Raw genomic sequence first — 17,222 nt, 5'->3', positions numbered from 1 at the left:
GCCACGTCGCTACGCTCCTCGCGATGATGGGGCGAGCGTGCATGGGCATGGACCGGGCCCGATCGTTATACTCTGCGCGCATGAAGAAACGCCTGCATCCGGAATCCTTCCCGACCCTCGAGCACTTTGTCGGCAATACGCCGCTGGTGCGCCTGCAGCGCATGGCGGCAGACCTGCCGTCCACCGTGCTGGTGAAGCTCGAGGGCAACAACCCCGCCGGTTCGGTCAAGGACCGGCCCGCGCTGAACATGATCCAGGCGGCCGAGCGCCGTGGCGACATTGAGCCTGGCGACACCCTGATCGAGGCGACCAGCGGCAATACCGGCATTGCGCTGGCGATGGTCGCGGCGATGAAGGGCTACCGCATGATCCTGGTGATGCCGGACAACATGTCCGCCGAGCGCCGTGCCTCGATGAAGGCCTTCGGTGCCGAGCTGGTGTTGGTCTCGCGCGAGGAGAGCATGGAGGGTGCGCGTGACCTGGCCGATCGCATGGAGGCCGAGGGCAAGGGCCGGGTGCTGAACCAGTTCGGCAACCCGGACAACCCGGATGCCCACTACATCGGCACCGGTCCGGAGATCTGGCGCGATACAGAGGGTACCGTGACCCACTTCGTCTCCGCGATGGGGACCACCGGCACCATCATGGGCGTGTCGCACTATCTCAAGGAACGCGACCCGGACGTACAGATTGTCGGCGTGCAGCCGGCCGAGGGGGCGTCGATCCCCGGTATCCGGCGCTGGCCGGAGGCCTATCTGCCGACCATCTTCGAGGCCTCGCGGGTGGACCAGACCGTGGACGTGACCCAGGAGGAGGCCGAGGACACCATGCACCGATTGGCCGTCGAGGAAGGCATCTTCGCCGGGGTCTCATCCGGCGGTTCGGTGGCCGCTGCCCTGAAGCTGGCGGCGCAGACCGAGGGCGGCACCTTCGTCGCGATCATCTGTGACCGTGGCGATCGCTACATCTCCACCGGCGTGTTCCCCGCATGAGTGCCCCGGTCCTGATCTTCGACCTCGAGACCGTCCCGGACATCGAGGGCGCGCGGCGCCTGCACGACTTCGACGGGCTGAGCGATCACGAGGTGGCCGAGGCCATGTTCGCGCTGCGCCGCGCCCAGACCGGCTCCGAGTTCCTCAAGCATCCGCTGCATCGCATCGTGTCCATCGGCGTGCTTTATCAGGGCGGTGATGCGCTGAAGCTCTCCGCCTTCGGGCGCGAGGGCGAGGACGGCCAGGCGCCATCCGAGGCCGAACTGCTGCGGCAGTTCTTCGACGTGATCGACAAGCGCACGCCACAGCTCGTTAGCTGGAACGGCGGCGGTTTCGACCTCCCGGTGCTGCATTACCGCGCGCTGGTCAACGGCGTGCAGGCCCCGCGCTACTGGGAGCAGGGCAACGACGACCGTGAGTTTCGCTACAACAACTACCTGTCGCGCTTCCACTGGCGCCATGTGGACCTGATGGACGTACTGGCCGGGTTCCAGGGCCGTGCGGTCACCAGCCTCGACATGATGGCCAGCCTGCTCGGCTTCCCCGGCAAGCTGGGCATGGACGGCTCGAAGGTCTGGCCGGCCTGGCGCGACGGGCGTCAGGCCGAGATCCACGACTACGTCGAGCACGACGTGCTGAACACCTATCTGGTCTGGCTGCGCTTCGAGTACATGCGCGGCAACCTGACCGACGCCGCCCTGGCCAGCCGGCAGCAGCAGCTGGCCGAGTACCTGGAGGGCAGTGGTGCGGCGCACCACCGCGAATTCCTCGACGCCTGGCAGCCTGCCGGGACGGACACCTGATGGCAGGCATCGACAAGACCCCGTTCGAGGCCCGGATCGAGGAGGTTACGCTGGACGGCCAGGGCGTGATCCGGCGTGACGGCAAGGCTTGCTTCATCCACGGCGTGCTGAAGGGCGAGCGCGTGGTGGCGGTGCAGACCGGGCGCAAACGCCGCTTCGATAGTGCCGAGGTGGTGGAAGTGCTGGAGCCGGCCGCGGGCCGAGCCGAGCCGCCCTGCGAATTCTTTGGCCTGTGCGGTGGCTGCAAGCTGCAGCACGCCTCTGTCGAGACCCAGCGGGCGATCAAGGAGCAGGCGCTGTTCGACGCGCTGGAACGCATCGGGCACGTGACGCCCGAGGCCCGTTTCGAGCCGCTGACCGCCGACACCCTGGGCTATCGCCGCACCGCGCGGCTGGGGGCCAAGCATGTGCCGAAAAAGGGCGGGGTGCTGGTCGGCTTTCGCGAGCGCGGCAGCCCGTACCTCGCCGAGATGACCCACTGCGAGGTGCTGCACCCGGCGGTGGGCCGCCGTATCCAGGCGCTGCGCGAACTGATGGACGGGCTCGAGGCGCGCGACCGTCTGCCGCAGATCGAGGTCGCGGTGGATGACGACGAACGCGTGGCGCTGATCTTCCGCAACCTTGATCCGCTGTCCGAGGCGGATACTGAGCGCCTGTCGGCCTGGGCCGAGGCCGAGGGCATCCAGGTGTATCTGCAGCCGGGCGGTGCGGACACGGTGGAGCCGCTGGCCGGGCCGATCGAGCCGCTGATCTACCGCCATCCGGACTACGGCGTGTCGGTGCCGTTCATGCCGACCGATTTCATCCAGGTGCATGCGCAGATTAATCGCCGGATGGTCCCGCAGGCCCTGGAGGCCCTGGACCTGCAGCCGGGGCAGCGGGTGCTGGACCTGTTCTGCGGGCTGGGCAATTTCACCCTGCCGCTGGCGCGGACGGTGACCGAGGGTGAAGTGGTCGGTGTCGAGGTGGACGACGCGATGCTTGCGCGGGCACGCGCGAATGCCCGCGACCAGGGCATCGCCAATACCCGCTACGAGCGCGCCGACCTGGACGATGTGGAGGCGCTGAAGAACGCCGCCTGGATGGGGGAGGACTTCGACCGGGTGCTACTGGATCCGCCGCGCACCGGCGCGGCTGCGGTGATCGAGGCGCTCGCGCCTCAGCGGATCGAGCGCCTGGTCTATGTGTCCTGCAACCCGGCGACGCTCGCCCGTGACGCCGAGCGCCTGGTGCATCATCATGGCTATCGCCTGGAGCGGGCCGGGATCATGGACATGTTCCCTCACACCGCTCACGTGGAATCCATGGCCGTGTTCCGGCGCGCCTGACGCGCTTCGATACTTTAGGGGAATTGCATGCTGGAGATCGTACAAGCGGGCGGGTGGCTGATGCTGCCGATCCTGCTGTGTTCCGTACTGGCCGTGGCCATCGTGCTGGAGCGGATGTGGACGCTGCGCCGCTCGCGGGTCGTGCCGCCGCGCCTGCTGACCTCGGTATGGGAACAGATGCGCACGCAGGGGCTCAAGCTGGACGATATCCAGCGCCTGCGCGCCGCTTCCCCGCTGGGCGCAATCCTGGCCGCGGGCCTGGCGACCCATGACCGCGCCCGCCAGATCACCCAGGAGAGCATTGAAGAGGCCGGGCGCCGGGTGGCCCACGAGCTCGAGCGCTATATGAACACGCTGGGCACGATCTCGATGATTACCCCGCTGCTGGGCCTGCTGGGCACCGTGGTCGGGATGATCGAGGTGTTCACCGTGATCACCGAGATCGGGGTCGGCAGCCCGCGCGATCTGGCCGGTGGGATATCGCAGGCCCTGATTACCACCGCTACCGGTATCGGCGTGGCCATCCCGGCGCTGGCCTTCCACCGCTACTTCCGTGGGCATATCGACGAACTGGTGCTGGAGATGGAGCAGGAGGCCACCAAGCTGGTCGAGGTGATCCATGGCGAGCGCGAGGCCGGTGCGGTCGAGGGCGGGGCCAAGGCGTGAACTTCCGTACGCCAAGCCGGCAGGAAGAGCCGGGCGTCAATCTGACGCCATTGATTGATGTGGTGTTCCTGCTGCTGATCTTCTTCATGGTCTCCACCACCTTCGATCAGCACGCGGACATCGAGCTGACCCTGCCCTCGGCCGACCGCGAGGCCGAGGCCGTTGAGCGCGCGTGGATCGACATCATCGTGGATGCCAACGGCAACTACTTCATCAACGGCCAGGAGCTGATCAACCGGCGCGCGGAGACCCTGGAGCGTGTGCTGTCCGAAGCCCGCGAGGGCCGCGAGGACGACCCGGTGCTGATCCGCGCGGACGCCAATGCCACCCACCAGTCGGTGGTGCGCGCGCTGGATGTCGTCGGTCGCCTGGGCATCACCTCGGTCTCCATCGCCACCCTGGGTGACGCCGCCGATGACGACTGAGGCGTACCACCTGCAGCACGTCGAGCCTGACTCTGTACCCGAGACCGTCCCCTGCCGCGAGGAGGTGGGGGATGCGGGGTGACGCAGGAGGTTACGGCGCTCGGCAGTTTGCGGTCTGGAGCGCGACCTGGCGCGATTATCGTCGCGGCGAGGGGAATCGTGCGCGGGCCCGTCGGGGCTTCCTGACGCCACCCGACGAGCGGGGGCGGCTAATCTGGATCAAGGCCGGCGGCACGCCCGAGGAGGTGCGCCTGGGGATCGAACTGCTCGGCGCGGTGCGCGACAAGCGCCAGGATGTACGCATCGTCCTGACCTTCGAGCAGGACTACCCGGAACTCTTTGAACGCCACATGCAGCCGTTTCGCAAGGTGGGCGTGGGCTATGGCCCCTGTGATCGCCCGCGGGTGGTGCGCCGGGTGCTCGAGCGTTTTCAGCCCCATGGCATCCTTCTGGCCGGCGGTCAGGCCCCGGTGAACCTCCTGCACGCGGCCGAGGTCCCGGTGATCGCGGTCAATACCGAGCCGCCCGCCCGGGCAGTGCCTCCGGTCGTGCGCCACTGGCCGGTCGATCCGGCCGGGGCGCAGGCGTGGCCGGAGGCCGCGTTCGAAGCCGCACTGGCGCCCGCCGACCCGCAGGCACGATTTGTCGAGGCCCAGGCCGATGTGGTCCTGCGCGCATTGGTCGGGGGTAACGTGGAGCGCCTGTGGTGGTGGCACGGCACGTCGGAGCAGTGGCCCGCCTGGCGCACGGCCTGGCAGGCCTCTGGCCGGGGGCAGAGCGATATCTTGCTGGCGAGCCTGCGCGGGGATGCGACCGAGGCCGGGCTGCCCGGCGCGGATCTGGCAGTCTCGGCCTGGGATCGTTCCGTTTTGGCGCCGGGGACCATCCTGCATCTGGATGACCGACGCTGGTTTGCCGCTGCGGCCAGCGCCGCCCATGCGGTGCATCTCGCCGCGTCGGATCGCCAGGCCCTGTGGCAGGGGCTGGCCGGTGGTGCGGCGGTGAGCCTGGGCGAGGCCTCGGCGGCGGCGTTGCCCTGCGCGGTGCTGGGCGAACCCGCTGCGGTGCTGGAGGCCTGGCAGCAGTTGAGCGACGACCCGGCCGCGCGGCGTCAGCAGGGAGATGCCGCGCGGCGGCGTTTCTGGGACGAGCGGCGCCAGGTGGATGCCAATTTCGATGCTGTGCTGCAGCAGGTCTGGGACTGGTAGCCATGGGCTCCTTTCAAGCGTGGCTGAGCGCCCGGTTGTGGGATCAGTGGAGCCAGCGCGGGCCGTTCGCCGCGGCGATGTTCCCGTTGTCGCTGGGCTACGCCGGGCTTGCCGAGTGGAACCGTCAGCGGCAGGAGCAGGCACGGCGCGATATCTCTATCCCGGCGCGCGCGGTGATCGTGGTTGGCAACCTGACCCTGGGCGGCAGCGGGAAGACGCCGATGACGGTCTGGCTGGCCAAGCGCCTGCGTGCCGCTGGCTATCGCCCGGGCATTGTTAGTCGCGGCTATGGCGGGCGTGGCGATGTGGCCGGGATCGCGGTGACGGCCGATTCCGATCCGGTGGTGGTGGGCGACGAGCCGTTGCTGATCGCCCGGCGCACGGGCGTCCCGGTGCAGGTGGATCGCGACCGGGTGCGCGGGGCGCGGGCCCTGACCGACCAGGGCGTGGACGTGGTGATCGCCGACGACGGCATGCAGCATCACCGCCTGCCACGCGACATCACCATCCTGATGGTCGATGGGAGACGCCGCTTCGGCAATGGGCTTTGTCTCCCGGCGGGGCCGTTGCGGGAGCCGAAGAGGGCCCGTGAGCGGGCCGATTTCGTGATCGTGACCGGCGGCGAGCCGGGTCCTGGCGAGATCCCGATGGAACTGGTCCCGTCCAGTCGGTTGCAGCGGGTGGACGGGGCGGAGGAGTCGCGCAAGCCCGGCCGCTTTGCCCGGCGCGATGCCCACGCCATCGCCGGGATCGCGGATCCGGAGCGTTTCTTCCGCACCCTCGAAGAAGCGAAGATCGGTATCATTCGTCATCCGTTCCCGGATCATCACCGTTTCCTGCCGCATCAGATCCGCTTCGATGACGAATTGCCGGTTCTGATGACGGAGAAGGATGCCGTAAAATGCCGGTCGTTTGCGCAGGATAATCATTGGTACTGGCCGATCGCGGCCCGGTTGCCAACCACTTTCGAGCCGGCGCTACTCGCGCGTCTGGAGACGGTCAGTCGGCTCAAACACCTGGGGTAATGCATGGACAAGCGTCTGCTCGATATTCTGGTCTGCCCGGTCACCAAGGGTCCGCTCAAGTACGATCGCGAGAATCAGGAACTGATCTCCGTCTCCGCCGGCCTCGCCTATCCGATCCGTGACGACATCCCGGTGATGCTGGAGGACGAGGCGCGCAGCCTCTCCGAGGACGAGAAGGAACGCTGGCGCGAGGCCTGAGCGTTCCCGGCATGACCGGCTTTGTCGTGGTGATTCCGGCACGCATGGCCTCCAGCCGTCTGCCGGGCAAGCCGCTGGTCGCGGTGGCCGGGCGGCCGCTGATTGCGCATGTGATCAGCCGTGCGAAGGAGAGCGCCGCCACCCGTGTGATCGTCGCCGCGGATGATGAACGCATCCTGGCGGTGGCGCGTCAGTGCGGGGTCGAGGCCTTCCTGACCGATCCCGCACTCCCTTCCGGCACCGACCGCATCGCGGCTGTGGCTGCCGCCGAGGGCTGGGACGATGAGTCGATCGTGGTCAACCTGCAGGGCGACGAACCGCTCACCCCGGGGCCGCTGCTGAACGACCTGGCGGCTCTGCTCGAACAGACCCCGCAGGCGGATATGGCCACCCTGGGCGTGCCGATCCGCTGCGCGGAGGATCTGGCCGACCCCAATCAGGTCAAGCTGGTGACCGACCGCAACGGCCGGGCCCTGTATTTCTCGCGTGCCCCGATCCCCTGGGACCGCGACGCGCGCCGGGCGGGGCAGTCGCCCTCGGTCGACCATGCCATCCGGCACCTGGGGCTCTACGCCTACCGCGCCGGGTTCCTGCGGCGCATGAGTGCCGAGCCGCCCGCGCCGCTGGAGCAGTTGGAGCAGCTGGAACAGCTACGCGCGCTGGACATGGGGGCCTGGATCCAGGTCGGTCGCCGGGCCGAGGCGCACCCGCCTGGCGTGGATACCCCCGAGGACCTGGACCGCGTGGACGCCTTTTTTTCGGGCACGGCCCGCGTGTAACGCGCAATCGGGCTTCTGACTAGCCCCATCCTTCGCGGGCCAGAGGGCCCCTGAGCGCTTCCGAGCCGCCGTTGGTTCGCCTGCAAGCAGGCTCCTACCGGGTCTTGCCCTCGTAGGAGCCTGCTTGCAGGCGAAGGGCCCCCGCCAAAGAGCTTCGATCCTGACCAGGCTCGGTAGAATCGCGCGGACAGCCGCCTATTGGTTGTCGGGGTGGGTCGGGTCGAGGGCGGCCAGCAAGGCCTCGTGCTCCAGTCGCGCATCCTCGATCTCGTCGAGCACCCCATCCACGTCGGGGGTCTCTTCGCTGTGCACAAAGTGCCCGGTCAGGGGTGTTTCCGGAGTCAGGTCACCGTTGGCGAACAGGTCCCACATCTCGTGGGCGTACTGCGTCTCCAGCAGCGTGGGGTCCACGCGGCCGAAGGTTGTGCGCATGTTGTTCACGTCCCGCTGCAGCATGCGGAATGCGCTGTTGTTGCCGGCGGCGTCGACGGCCTGGGGGAGGTCGATGATGACGGGCCCGTGCGCGTCCACCAGTACGTTGTACTCGGACAGGTCCCCATGGATCAGGCCGGCGCACAGCATGCGCTGGATCTGGCGGATCATGAATGCGAACCACTCGCGTGCTGTCTCTGGGTCCAGTTCGACTTCGTGCAGCTGGGGTGCGGTGTTGCCGTCGGCGTCCAGCACCAGTTCCATCAATAGGACGCGGTCGAATACGCCGTAGGGGACTGGCACTCGAACGCCCGCGTCGGCAAGGCGGTAGAGCGCCTCGACTTCCGCGTTCTTCCACTGCGTCTCCTCGACCTCGCGGCCGTGACGCCCACGTCGGGCCATGGCCCGCGCATCGCGGCTGCCGCGGACCTTGCGGCCTTCCTGATACTCGGCCAGTTTGTGGAAGCCGCGATGCTTGGCTTCCTTGTACGCCTTGGCACAGCGTGTCGCACCCCCGCTGCGGACGAGGTAGATGTTCGCCTCCTTGCCGCTTTGCAGCTGCCCGAGGACGGTATCAATGACGCCGTCTTCGATCAGCGGCTGGAGGATCTTGGGGATTTTCATAAGCGCGTACGGGGTTGGCGAAACGCACGACGCCGACCTGGGGGGAACCCCGGAGGCCGGCGTCGTGCGTTCCAAAACGGTTGGGTCAGGGCAGAAAGATCTTGGGTTTGCGCTTCTCCGCCTTGGCGGTGCGTTTCTCCATCAGTGTCTTTTCGGCCTTCTTCTTGCTGTCGCGCTTACGATCCATGGTCTTCATGGGGTGGGTCCTCTGGGGCGCCGGACGGATCATCCGGCTGATTGCGTGCCCGTTTCTGCTGGCGTTTTTCTTCTTGCTTGGCGGCTTTCTTCAGCTCGCGCTGGCGCTTTTCGTATTGGTAGTTCGGTTTGGCCATAGGGCAGCAGGGTCTCCATCGGGGTGTCGCCAGCGAGGCGGGGTCACGAAGCGTTGTCTCTCCACAATAGCACCGAAACATTGTCATGGGGGCGAGCGCACGAAGAAGGGCAAGGAGGCACCTGGCGTTTCCTTCCCCGTGCCGTTCAGGCGGGCGGGTGCAAGCCGCCTTGCAGGGCGCGGGCCAGGGCCTGGCCTTCGCTGATGGCCCGCTCCGGTGTGGAGTGGTGCGGTTTGAGGGTCGCGATCACGCGGTGTTCGAGCTCGGTCTCGGTCAGGATTGTGTTCGGGTCGATATAGCCGTTGTCGGTGAGCCATTCGGACAGCCGTTCGCGAGCACTGCTCTGGAAGCGCTTGACCGTACCGTTCTCCAGTTCGCGCAGGAGCTGTTCGCCGTTGCCGTTCAGCTGGTTCGCCAGGTCGGAGACGGCGTCGATGAAGGTCGCACTGACGGCCTCGGAGGCCTCCAGGGCCTCGCGGTCTACCGGGCGGCCGCGACCCTGGCGCCAGGCGCGAGTCCAGGCGCGCGCGGCCTCACTACGGGCCTGCAGCGTCTGGCATTCCGGGGGTTCAAGCAGGGAGTCGGCGGGGCCTTGTAGCAGGGATTCCAGCGCGCCCAGGCGATCCACCCCCAGCTCCAGCAGGCGCTGCAACAGCTCCAGACGGTCTCGCAGCAGGTGAAACAGATGGATACCGGCCGGATCCTGCCAGGGGTCGATCAGGGGAATGCCCCCAATCCGCTGCGCGTAGTCCTCGGGCGTGTCGCTGCCGGGGGCGGGTACCGCTTTGGTTTCCGGAAGGCTCAGCTGCTCGTGGCTACCCAGCGCTTGCTGTCCCCAGCGGCGTGCGGCCAGGTCAATGATCTCGACGCTGGACTCCTGTGCCTGCCAGTAACGCGCGTCCTCGGGCTGGGCGGTCAGGTAGAAGACCTGGCGGCCGGCCTCGTGGGCCAGTGCCTGCAGGCTTTCGGCCACCGCCCGGAAGCGGTCCGGGTCCGCCGTGCCCAGCGCCTCGTCGAGGATGAGCGGGAGCGCGCTGCGCCCGCGTTCGGCCTCCAGCGCAAAGGCGATGCGTACGGCGAGCAGAAGCTGCATCAGCGTCCCGCTGGAGAGTTCGGTGAGCGAGCGGGTGGCCCCGCTGGCGGTCTCGAGGGCGCTGAATCGGGTCGAGGCATGGGGTGAGAACTGAAGTTCGTAGTGATGGCGAGTGAAGCGCTGGAACCACTCGCGGGCCTGGCGCAGGGCTGCGGGCTGAACCGCCTGTTCGTGTTCCATCTCGACCTGGTCCAGCAGGAAGTTTCCGGCCGTGGCGAACAGGGCCTGATCGAGTCGCTGGGTCAGGGCGTCGCGGGCGAGTTCGCGGCGGGCGCGGGCGGTTTCCAGCTGGCGTTCATGGCCGGCGCGGTCGATCGCCGCTTCGATGCGGGCGATCTCCTCGCTCAGCCGGTCGCGTTCCGCCGCCTGGTCGCGCAGTGTTTGAAGTTGCGATTCCAGGGGTTCCGCGGCATCGGCCTCGACCGCCTCCAGCAAGTCCGGGCGGTCCTCGAGGTGGCGGCGGCGTTCGCGCTCGCGTTCGCGCACATTACCCAGTTGCCCGCTCAGTTCCTGCCAGTCGGGCCATAGGCGCAGCCTCTCGCGCAGGGTCGATTCATCGTCATTTTCCAGGCCGGCCGCTGCGTACAGGGCGGCGATCTGCTCCCGCGTGCGGTTCGCGTCGGCTTGCAGGCGATCGAGTTCGCGCTGGGCGGCCTTTTCTTCGCGCAGCGCGGTGTCCCGCGTCTGCAGCCGGGCGGCGAGACGGTCCAGGCGCTGGGCCAGGGCATCCGCCGAAGGGTCGGGGTCCGGAGGGGCCACGGCATACTGGGTGAGAAAGGCCATGACGGGTGCCCGGGTCGCCTCCAGATCGGCTGTCAGGCGTTCCTGTTCCGCCCGGGCCGTGTTCACGGCCTGGCGGGCCCGGTCATGGTTCGCGGTCAGGTGGATCCAGCGCTGCAGCGAGGCATCCATGCAGCCGGGGTCGAAGCCGACCTGCCGGGCAATATCCTTCAGGCGCACCTCTTCCTGCTCGCGGGTAGCGCGCCGCTCTTGCAGTTCCCGTTCGAGTCGAGCGCGGCGCTCCGCCGTTCGTCGGGCGCCCTCCGCAGTTTCCAGCTCGCGCTCCAGGTGGGTCAGGCGCTCGCGGACCGCGTCGGCCGCCCATTCCGTGGGTAGCGCCAGACCGGTATCGCGGAAACGTGCCTCCGCGGCCTCGCGCGGGATGCTGTCGGGCGCCGGGCGACGACCGGCGATGTACGTGCCCCAGGCGACCGGGAGCGCGAGTACGGCGAAGGCGGGGTGTACCAGGACCGCCGCGGTGCCAATGGCGCCGCCCGCCGCGAGCAGGGCGATCCCGGCGGCGAACCGGCGCAGGCCGGTCCAGGGGGTGGGGCGCGGGGACCCCAGCCAGTGCAGCAGCTCGTCGCGGCCGCGTCGCAGTGTATCGGGGGTGGGCCGGGTGTCGTCAGTCGGAGGCAGGGCGGCGAGTTCGTCTTCCCGTTGCGCGATGCCGGCCTGCAGCCCACGCAGGGTTTCCAGGGACTGTTCCACAGAGTGGAGCGTGGCGGGGTCCAGGGCCGGAGCCGCCTCTGGTGTGCCCCCCAGTTCTTCGGTTGCCTGGCGCAGTGTCGCCTGTGCCTCGTGCAGCGCGCTCGTCGCCTGTTCCAGCCCCCTCTCCAGCTCCAGCAGCCTGCGTGCCACGGGGCGTTGATCATCCACGCAATCCGCATCCAGCTCGGGGTCCGCCAGTCCGGCTCCCTCGCGGCGCTGGCGCGCATCCTCGAGTCGTTCGCGGGCCTGTTGTTGTTCGTGTTCCAGGCGTCGCAACTCGTCCTGGAGTGGGGCGAGGCGTTGCAGTTCGTCGCCGCGGAGCCTGTCCAGACCGGAAGGCAAGGCCGCCATCCGGGTCTCCAGATCCCGGTGTTCGCGTCGGGCCCCCAGCAGGTCCAGGGCGCGTTCGTATTGATCGGCCTCGTGGGCAGCGCGCTGGGTCTGCTGGCGTTGCGCCTTCAGGTCGGTCAGGCGCTGTTCGTCGTGCTGCAGGCCGCGTTGCTGCTGACGGCGCTCGCGCAGTTCCTGTTCCGCAGCCGTCAGCGCCTGGGACTCGCTACGGGCATGGGTCGTCTTCAGGCTCAGTGCGGGATCGTCGCGCAGGGCGGGCAGGTCGTAGCCACCGGCCAGTTCGCGGGCCAGCCGCAGGCCGATCTCCTGCTCGGTGCCGTGGTCGGCGTTCAGCAGATCCTCGATGCGCAGGGTGTAGCAGTCGATGAAGCGATGATCCGGCAGTGGGGGCGCCTCGACGCGTTCGCCATTGCGGGACCAGGACAAGTCGGTCCCCAGCCGATGGGCCTTTAACGGGCCCTGGGCATCGACGAAGGTCGCCTCGATGTGGACTCCGGTCTGGCGCAGTTCCTGGGCATACAGGGCGGCTCGCAAGGCGCGCACGAGGCTCGATTTTCCGGACGCGTTGGGCCCGATGGCCACGTTCACGCCCGGCCCCAGGGCGTCCAGGCGGAACCCAGGATGGATGCCCGGCAGGCGGACGATATCCAGTGAGTCCAGTCTCATGCGGCCCTCACGCTTCGCTCTCGCGCTGGAGCAGCAGCCGGTCAAGGGCGTGCAGGGCGGCCGCTTCCAGGTGGCGGGCGATCGCCTCGTCATCCGGGCCCTCCGGGGCGAGGGCGCGATAACGCGGGTCATGAATCACCTGGGCGAGCGGACCCCGGGCCTTCTCCAGGAGTTCGCGGCGGGCCGCGTTATCCGGGCCTTGCAGCAACTGGAGCTTGCGGGCCAGCAATGCGGCGGGATCGCTGCCCGCGGCGAGTTCCGCCAGGTCCAGGGCGGGCAGGGCCTCCAGGCGCCAGTCATGGACGAAATACAAACGGCCGCCGAGGTCCTGCGGTGTGGCGCGCGGGTCGTCGGCGTACAGGCTGCGCTCCAGCGCATGGCGTTGATCGCTGCGTCCGGTCAACCGCAGGCGGCAGCCGACGGCCGCAGGCCTGTGGCTCCAGGTCTCCAGCTCGGCATGGAGGGCTCCCAGTGCCTCGGTCACCCGGCGGTGGATATCGGCCGCTTGCTGCAGGCCATCCACGGCGATCTCGAGGGTATGCCAGTACAGCGGTGCCAATGGAATCTGCTCGATCGCGAGGTCGCCGCCCGGGGTGATTTCGAGACACCACGGGCCATGGCGGCCGGACTCGCCCGGATCCATGCCGCTCAGGGAGCCCAGATAGCCCATCGGTCGGGGTGCGACCAGCGGATCGGGGCGATGGATGTGGCCCAGTAGCCAGGCCTCGACCGGGGCGGCCGCCAGGTCGCTGCTGCGCACGGGGGCGTGCGGGCTGCGGGACTGGTCACGATCGCAGTGCAGGAGCCCGACGGTGGGGCAGTCTGTGGGGGCGGGAAAATCGCCTTCCAGCGGACTGGTGGTTACGCGCGCTTCGGGGAACGACCAGCCCGCAATCCGTAGACGCTGATCATCGTGGCCGCGCAGCTCGCGGGTTTCCCACTGCCCGCCGGCCCCCAGCAGCTCGAAGGCCGGCAGGGATTCGGCCAGCCGCGGCAGGACCTGGACGTCATGGTTGCCGGCGACGCCGAGTACCCGGATGCCCGCCTGGGTCAGGCGCTCGACACCCGCCCTCAGGTCGCGGTAGGCCTCGTAGAAGTCGTCCTCCTGTTCGACCACATCGCCGGCCAGCAGCACCGCGTCGATGCCCTGTTCCACGGCGTAGTCGACACTGCGGCGCCAGGCGGCCGCGGGGCCGAGCGCCGCGATGCCCACGGCCTCGTCCACCCCGGGCGGGATGCGCGAAGGCTGGCGGCCCAGGTGGATGTCGCCCACGCAGAGCAGTTTCATGGCTGGGCGCCGCGGATCTCGGTCATGGGCGGCAGTTTGGAAGAATCCCGGCGGGAAGCCAATAGCGTGGGCGCCCGGATGCTCGCATTGCGTGGCGGATCAGGTGTCCACGCCGAGTCGCTGCGGGAGTTGTCCGAGGCGGCCGAGCGTCAGGCAAGGGCGCGGATGGCCGTGTTCCCAGGGCAGTGATTTAGGGTTGAACCAGGCCGCGCGAAAACCCGCCTGTAGCGCGCCGAGGACGTCCGCCGCGCCGTCGTCGCCGACATGCAGGATGGCGTCGGCCGCCACGCCCGCCCGCTCCCGGGCCTGGCGGAAGATCACCGGATCGGGCTTGGCTGCACCCGCCTCGCCGGCGGCGATGGCGAAGTCGAAGTGGCGCCCCAGCGGGGTGCGGAAGACATCGGCGTTGCCGTTGCTGATCGCGCCCAGGCGGAAGTGCTGACTCAATGTCGTCAGCACGCCCTCGGCCTCGGGGTAGGGGGTTACTTCGTTGCGTGCCTCCCAGAAGACCTGGAAGCCCTCGCCCGAAAGGTGGTCCGGGCAGCAGCCGCAGGTCTCGGCGATCTCGCGCAGCCAGCGCTTGCGCAGCCCGGTCAGGTCGTGGCGCTCGTGCGCCGGTGCGGCGCGCATGAAGGCCGTGCGCTCCTGAATCAGGGCCTCGGGACCGAAGCGCTCGCAGACCTCGGGCGCCTGCTCGCGCAGCCAGGCATAAAAGCGCGCCTCGGCGTGGTGGATGACCGGCATCACTGGCCACAACGTATCGTCGAGGTCGAAGGTCAGGCAGCGGATACGGCCGGGCTCGAGGGCTTGGCGTCGAAACGGTTCTGGAGCGGGCGTATGGTTCATCCCTACAAGGTTAGCGTGGAACAGCGGCGGGTCGACCATTCGGATAACACCCTTGGGGATACTCGCGGCATTCTGCGGTCGAAACGGACGGCTAGGGAAACACTGATCAATGTACACGCTCGCGCTCGAGTTGCTTTTGCGTGCGAACAAGGCGCGGTGACCGCCGTGCAGTCATTCTGCACAAGGGAGCCGCAACGCCGTGCGCGCGCCCGTTTTCGTCAACAACGGGCGGTCGAGCCCCTGCATTCAATCGCTTGTGGGGTTGGTACCCCAGGTTCCCCGATCCTGCGTTGCGCCGCTTGTGGGTAGAACCACTACCCGCTGCGCGACGCGCCTGGTCTCGGGAAACCTGGGGTACCAACGCGAGTGTGTACATTGATCAGTGTTTCCCTAGGCTGGGAAGGAAGCGACGAGGAGGTCTTCGACATGCAAACAACCAACGATTCCAATGGTTGGCCACGCTACAGCCGGGGGCAGCGGGTGCTGCACTGGTTGGTGGCGGTATTGGTGTTGGGCGCGCTGGGCCTGGGTGGGACGATTGGCTGGTTCGGCTTCGAGGGGTTGCAGGCGCGATTCGGCGAGGATGTAACGAACACCATTTACACCTGGCACAAGAGTTTCGGGGTGCTGATTCTGGCCTTGATGCTGGTGCGCATCGGGCTGCGGCTGCGCCACGGCAAGCCGCCCTATGCGATGGCACTCGCCCGTTGGCAGCGTCTGGGGTCGGAGGCGGTGCATGGGCTGCTCTATGTCCTGCTGATCGTGATGCCGGTGATCGGGTGGTGGGCGACCGCGGCCGGCGGCTATCCGGTGCAACTGGGGCCGTTGATCCTGCCGGGGCTGTTCCCGGAGAACGAGGCGCTTTCGGAGGTCCTGTTCGCCTGGCACCAGGCGCTGGGGGTGACGATCCTGATCCTGGCGCTGGGGCACATCGCGGCGGCGCTCTACCACTGGCGCGTGCGCCGGGACGGGGTGATGCAGAGAATGACCTTCGGCTCGGCCCGGCGCTGATTCCGGGGCGCCCATGCTGCGATTGCTGCTGACCCTTGTCGCGTTGAATGCCGTCCTGCTGGGTCTGGAAGTCCCGCGCTACGCCGGGCTCGCGCCATACTGGCTGGCCTGGGAAGCGGTACTGCTGGTGGGCCTGTTCGCGCTCCTGCCGGCGGGTCGTTTGGCGCGGGGCCTGGCCTGGCTGGCCGGTGGGGTCTTGCTGGTGCTGGTCGTCCTGGCCCTGTTCGAGGCCCTCACCCGGGCCAGCCTGACCCGGCCGCTGAACGTGATCCAGGACTGGGTACTGCTGGATGCGGTGTACCAGTTGGTGACCGGGAATCTCGGTACGCCGGCCACGGTGTTGCTGGGCATCGTTCTGGTCGCCGGGCTGATCGCGGTGATTTGGGGTGCGAGCCGGGGCCTGTATGCGTTGAGCAGCGGTTCGGCAGGTGCGCGGCCGGTGCCGCTGTCCCTTGCGGTCGGGTTGCTGGGACTTGGCCTGGTGGGTACGGCCACCGGCGTACGGGATATGGCACCCGCCGGAACGGACGCGCCGGCGGCCGGGATGGTGCAGCAGCAGATCGCGGCAGGGCAGGCGGCCATCGCGGAGAACCAGGACTTCCGTGCGCGGCTGGAGAAGAGCCGTAAGCAGGCCGGGGCACAGCCGCTGCCGGGGCTTTCCGGAGTGGACGTGATCCTGGGGCTGGTGGAGTCCTACGGCGTCTCCGCTGTTTTCGACGCGCGCTACGCGCCGGTGATCGTGCCGAGTCTCGAGTCGATCGGTGAGGAGCTCGACGCCGCGGGATTGCACGTGGTGACCGGCGTCCTGGAGGCGCCGATTGCCGGCGGGCAGTCCTGGCTGGCGCACGCCTCGCTACTGTCGGGTCTGCAGGTTCGTTACGCCGGGCACTACGACGCGTTGCAGGCCGAGCCCCGCGATACCCTGGTGCAGGACTTTCAGGCCACCGGGCACCACACGGCCATGCTGGCGCCTGCAATTCAGCTCGATTGGCCGGAGGGCCGCTGGTTCGGCTGGGACCGGATCGTGGACAAGCACGCATTCGACTACGCCGGGCCGCCGTTTTTTTGGGTGACCATGCCGGATCAGTACACCTGGTCGTTCTTTGAGCGCGAGGTGCGCGCTGCATCCGAAGATCCGATATTCGCAATGCTGGCCCTGGTCAGTTCGCATGCGCCCTGGACGCCGATCCTGCCGGTGCTGGAGGACTGGGACGGCATCGGTGATGGCGCCATCTTTGACCAGTGGGCCGACCAGGGGCCTGCGCCGGAGACGCTGTGGCGCGACTTCGACCGCGTGCGCGAGTACTACGCGGAGTCGGTGCGTTACTCGCTGGAGGTGACCGGGGCCTACGCCGCCCGGTTTGCCGACGAGGAAACCTTGTTCGTTATGCTGGGCGACCACCCGTCGGCCGCCTTGATCACCGGTCTGGACACCAGTTGGGCGGTGCCCGTGCACGTGATCTCCGGCGATCCGCAGTTGCTGGAGCCGTTTCGGGCGCGCGGCTTCGTGCCGGGCATGCAGCCGCCTTCGGAGCAGGCGGAGCACGGGTTTGATGCCCTGCGTGGTTGGCTGCGCGATGCATTTGGCGGGGCGCCCGGCAAGGACTGATCGACCGGCGACTGTTGCAGTTTCTCGAGTCGAATGGCTGGGCCTGGTTCATCCT

At 68.3% G+C, this 17,222-nt stretch carries 15 protein-coding genes; 11 read left to right on the top strand and 4 right to left on the bottom strand.

Annotated features, from left to right (window positions below; all coding sequences use genetic code 11):
- The first annotated feature begins 80 nt into the window (after positions 1-80).
- From cysM to kdsB, 9 genes are all read left to right on the top strand, one after another.
- Entirely contained in the window at positions 81-992 is a 912-nt protein-coding gene (gene cysM / locus D578_RS0103790; protein ID WP_018948649.1) for a cysteine synthase CysM, read from the top strand.
- Positions 989-1,795 carry a 3'-5' exonuclease gene (locus D578_RS0103785; protein ID WP_018948648.1) on the top strand — a complete coding sequence of 269 codons (807 nt, stop codon included), beginning with the start codon at positions 989-991 and terminating at the stop codon, positions 1,793-1,795. The genes cysM and D578_RS0103785 overlap by 4 nt, the downstream gene beginning before the upstream one ends.
- Positions 1,795-3,123, top strand: coding sequence for a 23S rRNA (uracil(1939)-C(5))-methyltransferase RlmD (gene rlmD, locus D578_RS0103780; RefSeq protein WP_018948647.1), 1,329 nt, complete (start codon positions 1,795-1,797; stop codon positions 3,121-3,123). The genes D578_RS0103785 and rlmD overlap by 1 nt, the downstream gene beginning before the upstream one ends.
- 27 nt (positions 3,124-3,150) lie before the next feature.
- Positions 3,151-3,789: a MotA/TolQ/ExbB proton channel family protein gene (locus tag D578_RS0103775; RefSeq protein WP_018948646.1), complete on the top strand. Its 639-nt coding sequence runs from the start codon at positions 3,151-3,153 to the stop codon at positions 3,787-3,789.
- The gene (locus tag D578_RS0103770) at positions 3,786-4,214 is read left to right on the top strand and encodes a biopolymer transporter ExbD (protein ID WP_018650355.1); all 429 of its coding nucleotides are present in this window, start codon (positions 3,786-3,788) and stop codon (positions 4,212-4,214) included. The genes D578_RS0103775 and D578_RS0103770 overlap by 4 nt, the downstream gene beginning before the upstream one ends.
- 71 nt (positions 4,215-4,285) lie before the next feature.
- Positions 4,286-5,422 carry a glycosyltransferase N-terminal domain-containing protein gene (locus tag D578_RS0103765; protein WP_018948645.1) on the top strand — a complete coding sequence of 379 codons (1,137 nt, stop codon included), beginning with the start codon at positions 4,286-4,288 and terminating at the stop codon, positions 5,420-5,422.
- Between the two features lie 2 nt (positions 5,423-5,424).
- Positions 5,425-6,447: a tetraacyldisaccharide 4'-kinase gene (gene lpxK, locus D578_RS0103760; protein ID WP_018948644.1), complete on the top strand. Its 1,023-nt coding sequence runs from the start codon at positions 5,425-5,427 to the stop codon at positions 6,445-6,447.
- A gap of 3 nt (positions 6,448-6,450) precedes the next feature.
- Entirely contained in the window at positions 6,451-6,645 is a 195-nt protein-coding gene (locus D578_RS0103755) for a Trm112 family protein (protein WP_018169424.1), read from the top strand.
- A gap of 11 nt (positions 6,646-6,656) precedes the next feature.
- The gene (gene kdsB, locus D578_RS0103750) at positions 6,657-7,424 is read left to right on the top strand and encodes a 3-deoxy-manno-octulosonate cytidylyltransferase (RefSeq protein ID WP_018948643.1); all 768 of its coding nucleotides are present in this window, start codon (positions 6,657-6,659) and stop codon (positions 7,422-7,424) included.
- Positions 7,425-7,619: 195 nt separating this feature from the next.
- Here kdsB and D578_RS0103745 read toward each other — a convergent pair whose 3' ends face one another.
- The 4 genes from D578_RS0103745 to D578_RS0103725 all read right to left on the bottom strand — a co-directional run bounded on the left by D578_RS0103745 (position 7,620) and on the right by D578_RS0103725 (position 14,547).
- Positions 7,620-8,480, bottom strand: coding sequence for a PA4780 family RIO1-like protein kinase (locus tag D578_RS0103745; RefSeq protein ID WP_018948642.1), 861 nt, complete (start codon positions 8,478-8,480; stop codon positions 7,620-7,622).
- A 477-nt stretch (positions 8,481-8,957) separates the two neighbouring features.
- Positions 8,958-12,413 (bottom strand): AAA family ATPase, encoded by a 3,456-nt coding sequence (locus D578_RS0103735; protein ID WP_018948641.1) that lies wholly within the window; start codon positions 12,411-12,413, stop codon positions 8,958-8,960.
- Positions 12,414-12,420: 7 nt separating this feature from the next.
- On the bottom strand, positions 12,421-13,701 hold the full coding sequence (locus tag D578_RS0103730) for a DNA repair exonuclease (protein WP_018948640.1): 1,281 nt from the start codon (positions 13,699-13,701) through the stop codon (positions 12,421-12,423).
- Between the two features lie 99 nt (positions 13,702-13,800).
- Positions 13,801-14,547, bottom strand: coding sequence for an HAD family hydrolase (locus tag D578_RS0103725; RefSeq protein WP_026289158.1), 747 nt, complete (start codon positions 14,545-14,547; stop codon positions 13,801-13,803).
- Between the two features lie 426 nt (positions 14,548-14,973).
- Here D578_RS0103725 and D578_RS0103720 point away from each other — a divergent pair, with 426 nt between their 5' ends.
- Together D578_RS0103720 and D578_RS0103715 are read left to right on the top strand one after the other, a co-directional pair.
- The gene (locus D578_RS0103720) at positions 14,974-15,558 is read left to right on the top strand and encodes a cytochrome b (protein WP_018948638.1); all 585 of its coding nucleotides are present in this window, start codon (positions 14,974-14,976) and stop codon (positions 15,556-15,558) included.
- 13 nt (positions 15,559-15,571) lie between these two features.
- Positions 15,572-17,167 (top strand): hypothetical protein, encoded by a 1,596-nt coding sequence (locus tag D578_RS0103715; protein ID WP_018948637.1) that lies wholly within the window; start codon positions 15,572-15,574, stop codon positions 17,165-17,167.
- Positions 17,168-17,222: the final 55 nt, after the last annotated feature.

It is taken from the genome of Thioalkalivibrio sp. ALMg11 (assembly GCF_000377905.1).
In the GTDB taxonomy this organism is placed as follows: domain Bacteria; phylum Pseudomonadota; class Gammaproteobacteria; order Ectothiorhodospirales; family Ectothiorhodospiraceae; genus Thioalkalivibrio.
The sequence above is the reverse complement of the archived record's forward strand: the minus strand, read 5'-3'. Positions and strand labels throughout refer to the sequence as shown.

Excerpts from the sequence above, each read along its gene's own strand:
- cysM (WP_018948649.1), top strand. The coding sequence starts at position 81 with ATGAAGAAACGCCTGCATCCGGAATCCTTCCCGACCCTCGAGCACTTT.
- D578_RS0103785 (WP_018948648.1), top strand. The coding sequence starts at position 989 with ATGAGTGCCCCGGTCCTGATCTTCGACCTCGAGACCGTCCCGGACATC.
- rlmD (WP_018948647.1), top strand. The coding sequence starts at position 1,795 with ATGGCAGGCATCGACAAGACCCCGTTCGAGGCCCGGATCGAGGAGGTT.
- D578_RS0103775 (WP_018948646.1), top strand. The coding sequence starts at position 3,151 with ATGCTGGAGATCGTACAAGCGGGCGGGTGGCTGATGCTGCCGATCCTG.
- D578_RS0103765 (WP_018948645.1), top strand. The coding sequence starts at position 4,286 with ATGCGGGGTGACGCAGGAGGTTACGGCGCTCGGCAGTTTGCGGTCTGG.
- lpxK (WP_018948644.1), top strand. The coding sequence starts at position 5,425 with ATGGGCTCCTTTCAAGCGTGGCTGAGCGCCCGGTTGTGGGATCAGTGG.
- D578_RS0103755 (WP_018169424.1), top strand. The coding sequence starts at position 6,451 with ATGGACAAGCGTCTGCTCGATATTCTGGTCTGCCCGGTCACCAAGGGT.
- kdsB (WP_018948643.1), top strand. The coding sequence starts at position 6,657 with ATGACCGGCTTTGTCGTGGTGATTCCGGCACGCATGGCCTCCAGCCGT.
- D578_RS0103745 (WP_018948642.1), bottom strand. The coding sequence starts at position 8,480 with ATGAAAATCCCCAAGATCCTCCAGCCGCTGATCGAAGACGGCGTCATT.
- D578_RS0103735 (WP_018948641.1), bottom strand. The coding sequence starts at position 12,413 with ATGAGACTGGACTCACTGGATATCGTCCGCCTGCCGGGCATCCATCCT.
- D578_RS0103730 (WP_018948640.1), bottom strand. The coding sequence starts at position 13,701 with ATGAAACTGCTCTGCGTGGGCGACATCCACCTGGGCCGCCAGCCTTCG.
- D578_RS0103725 (WP_026289158.1), bottom strand. The coding sequence starts at position 14,547 with ATGAACCATACGCCCGCTCCAGAACCGTTTCGACGCCAAGCCCTCGAG.
- D578_RS0103720 (WP_018948638.1), top strand. The coding sequence starts at position 14,974 with ATGCAAACAACCAACGATTCCAATGGTTGGCCACGCTACAGCCGGGGG.
- D578_RS0103715 (WP_018948637.1), top strand. The coding sequence starts at position 15,572 with ATGCTGCGATTGCTGCTGACCCTTGTCGCGTTGAATGCCGTCCTGCTG.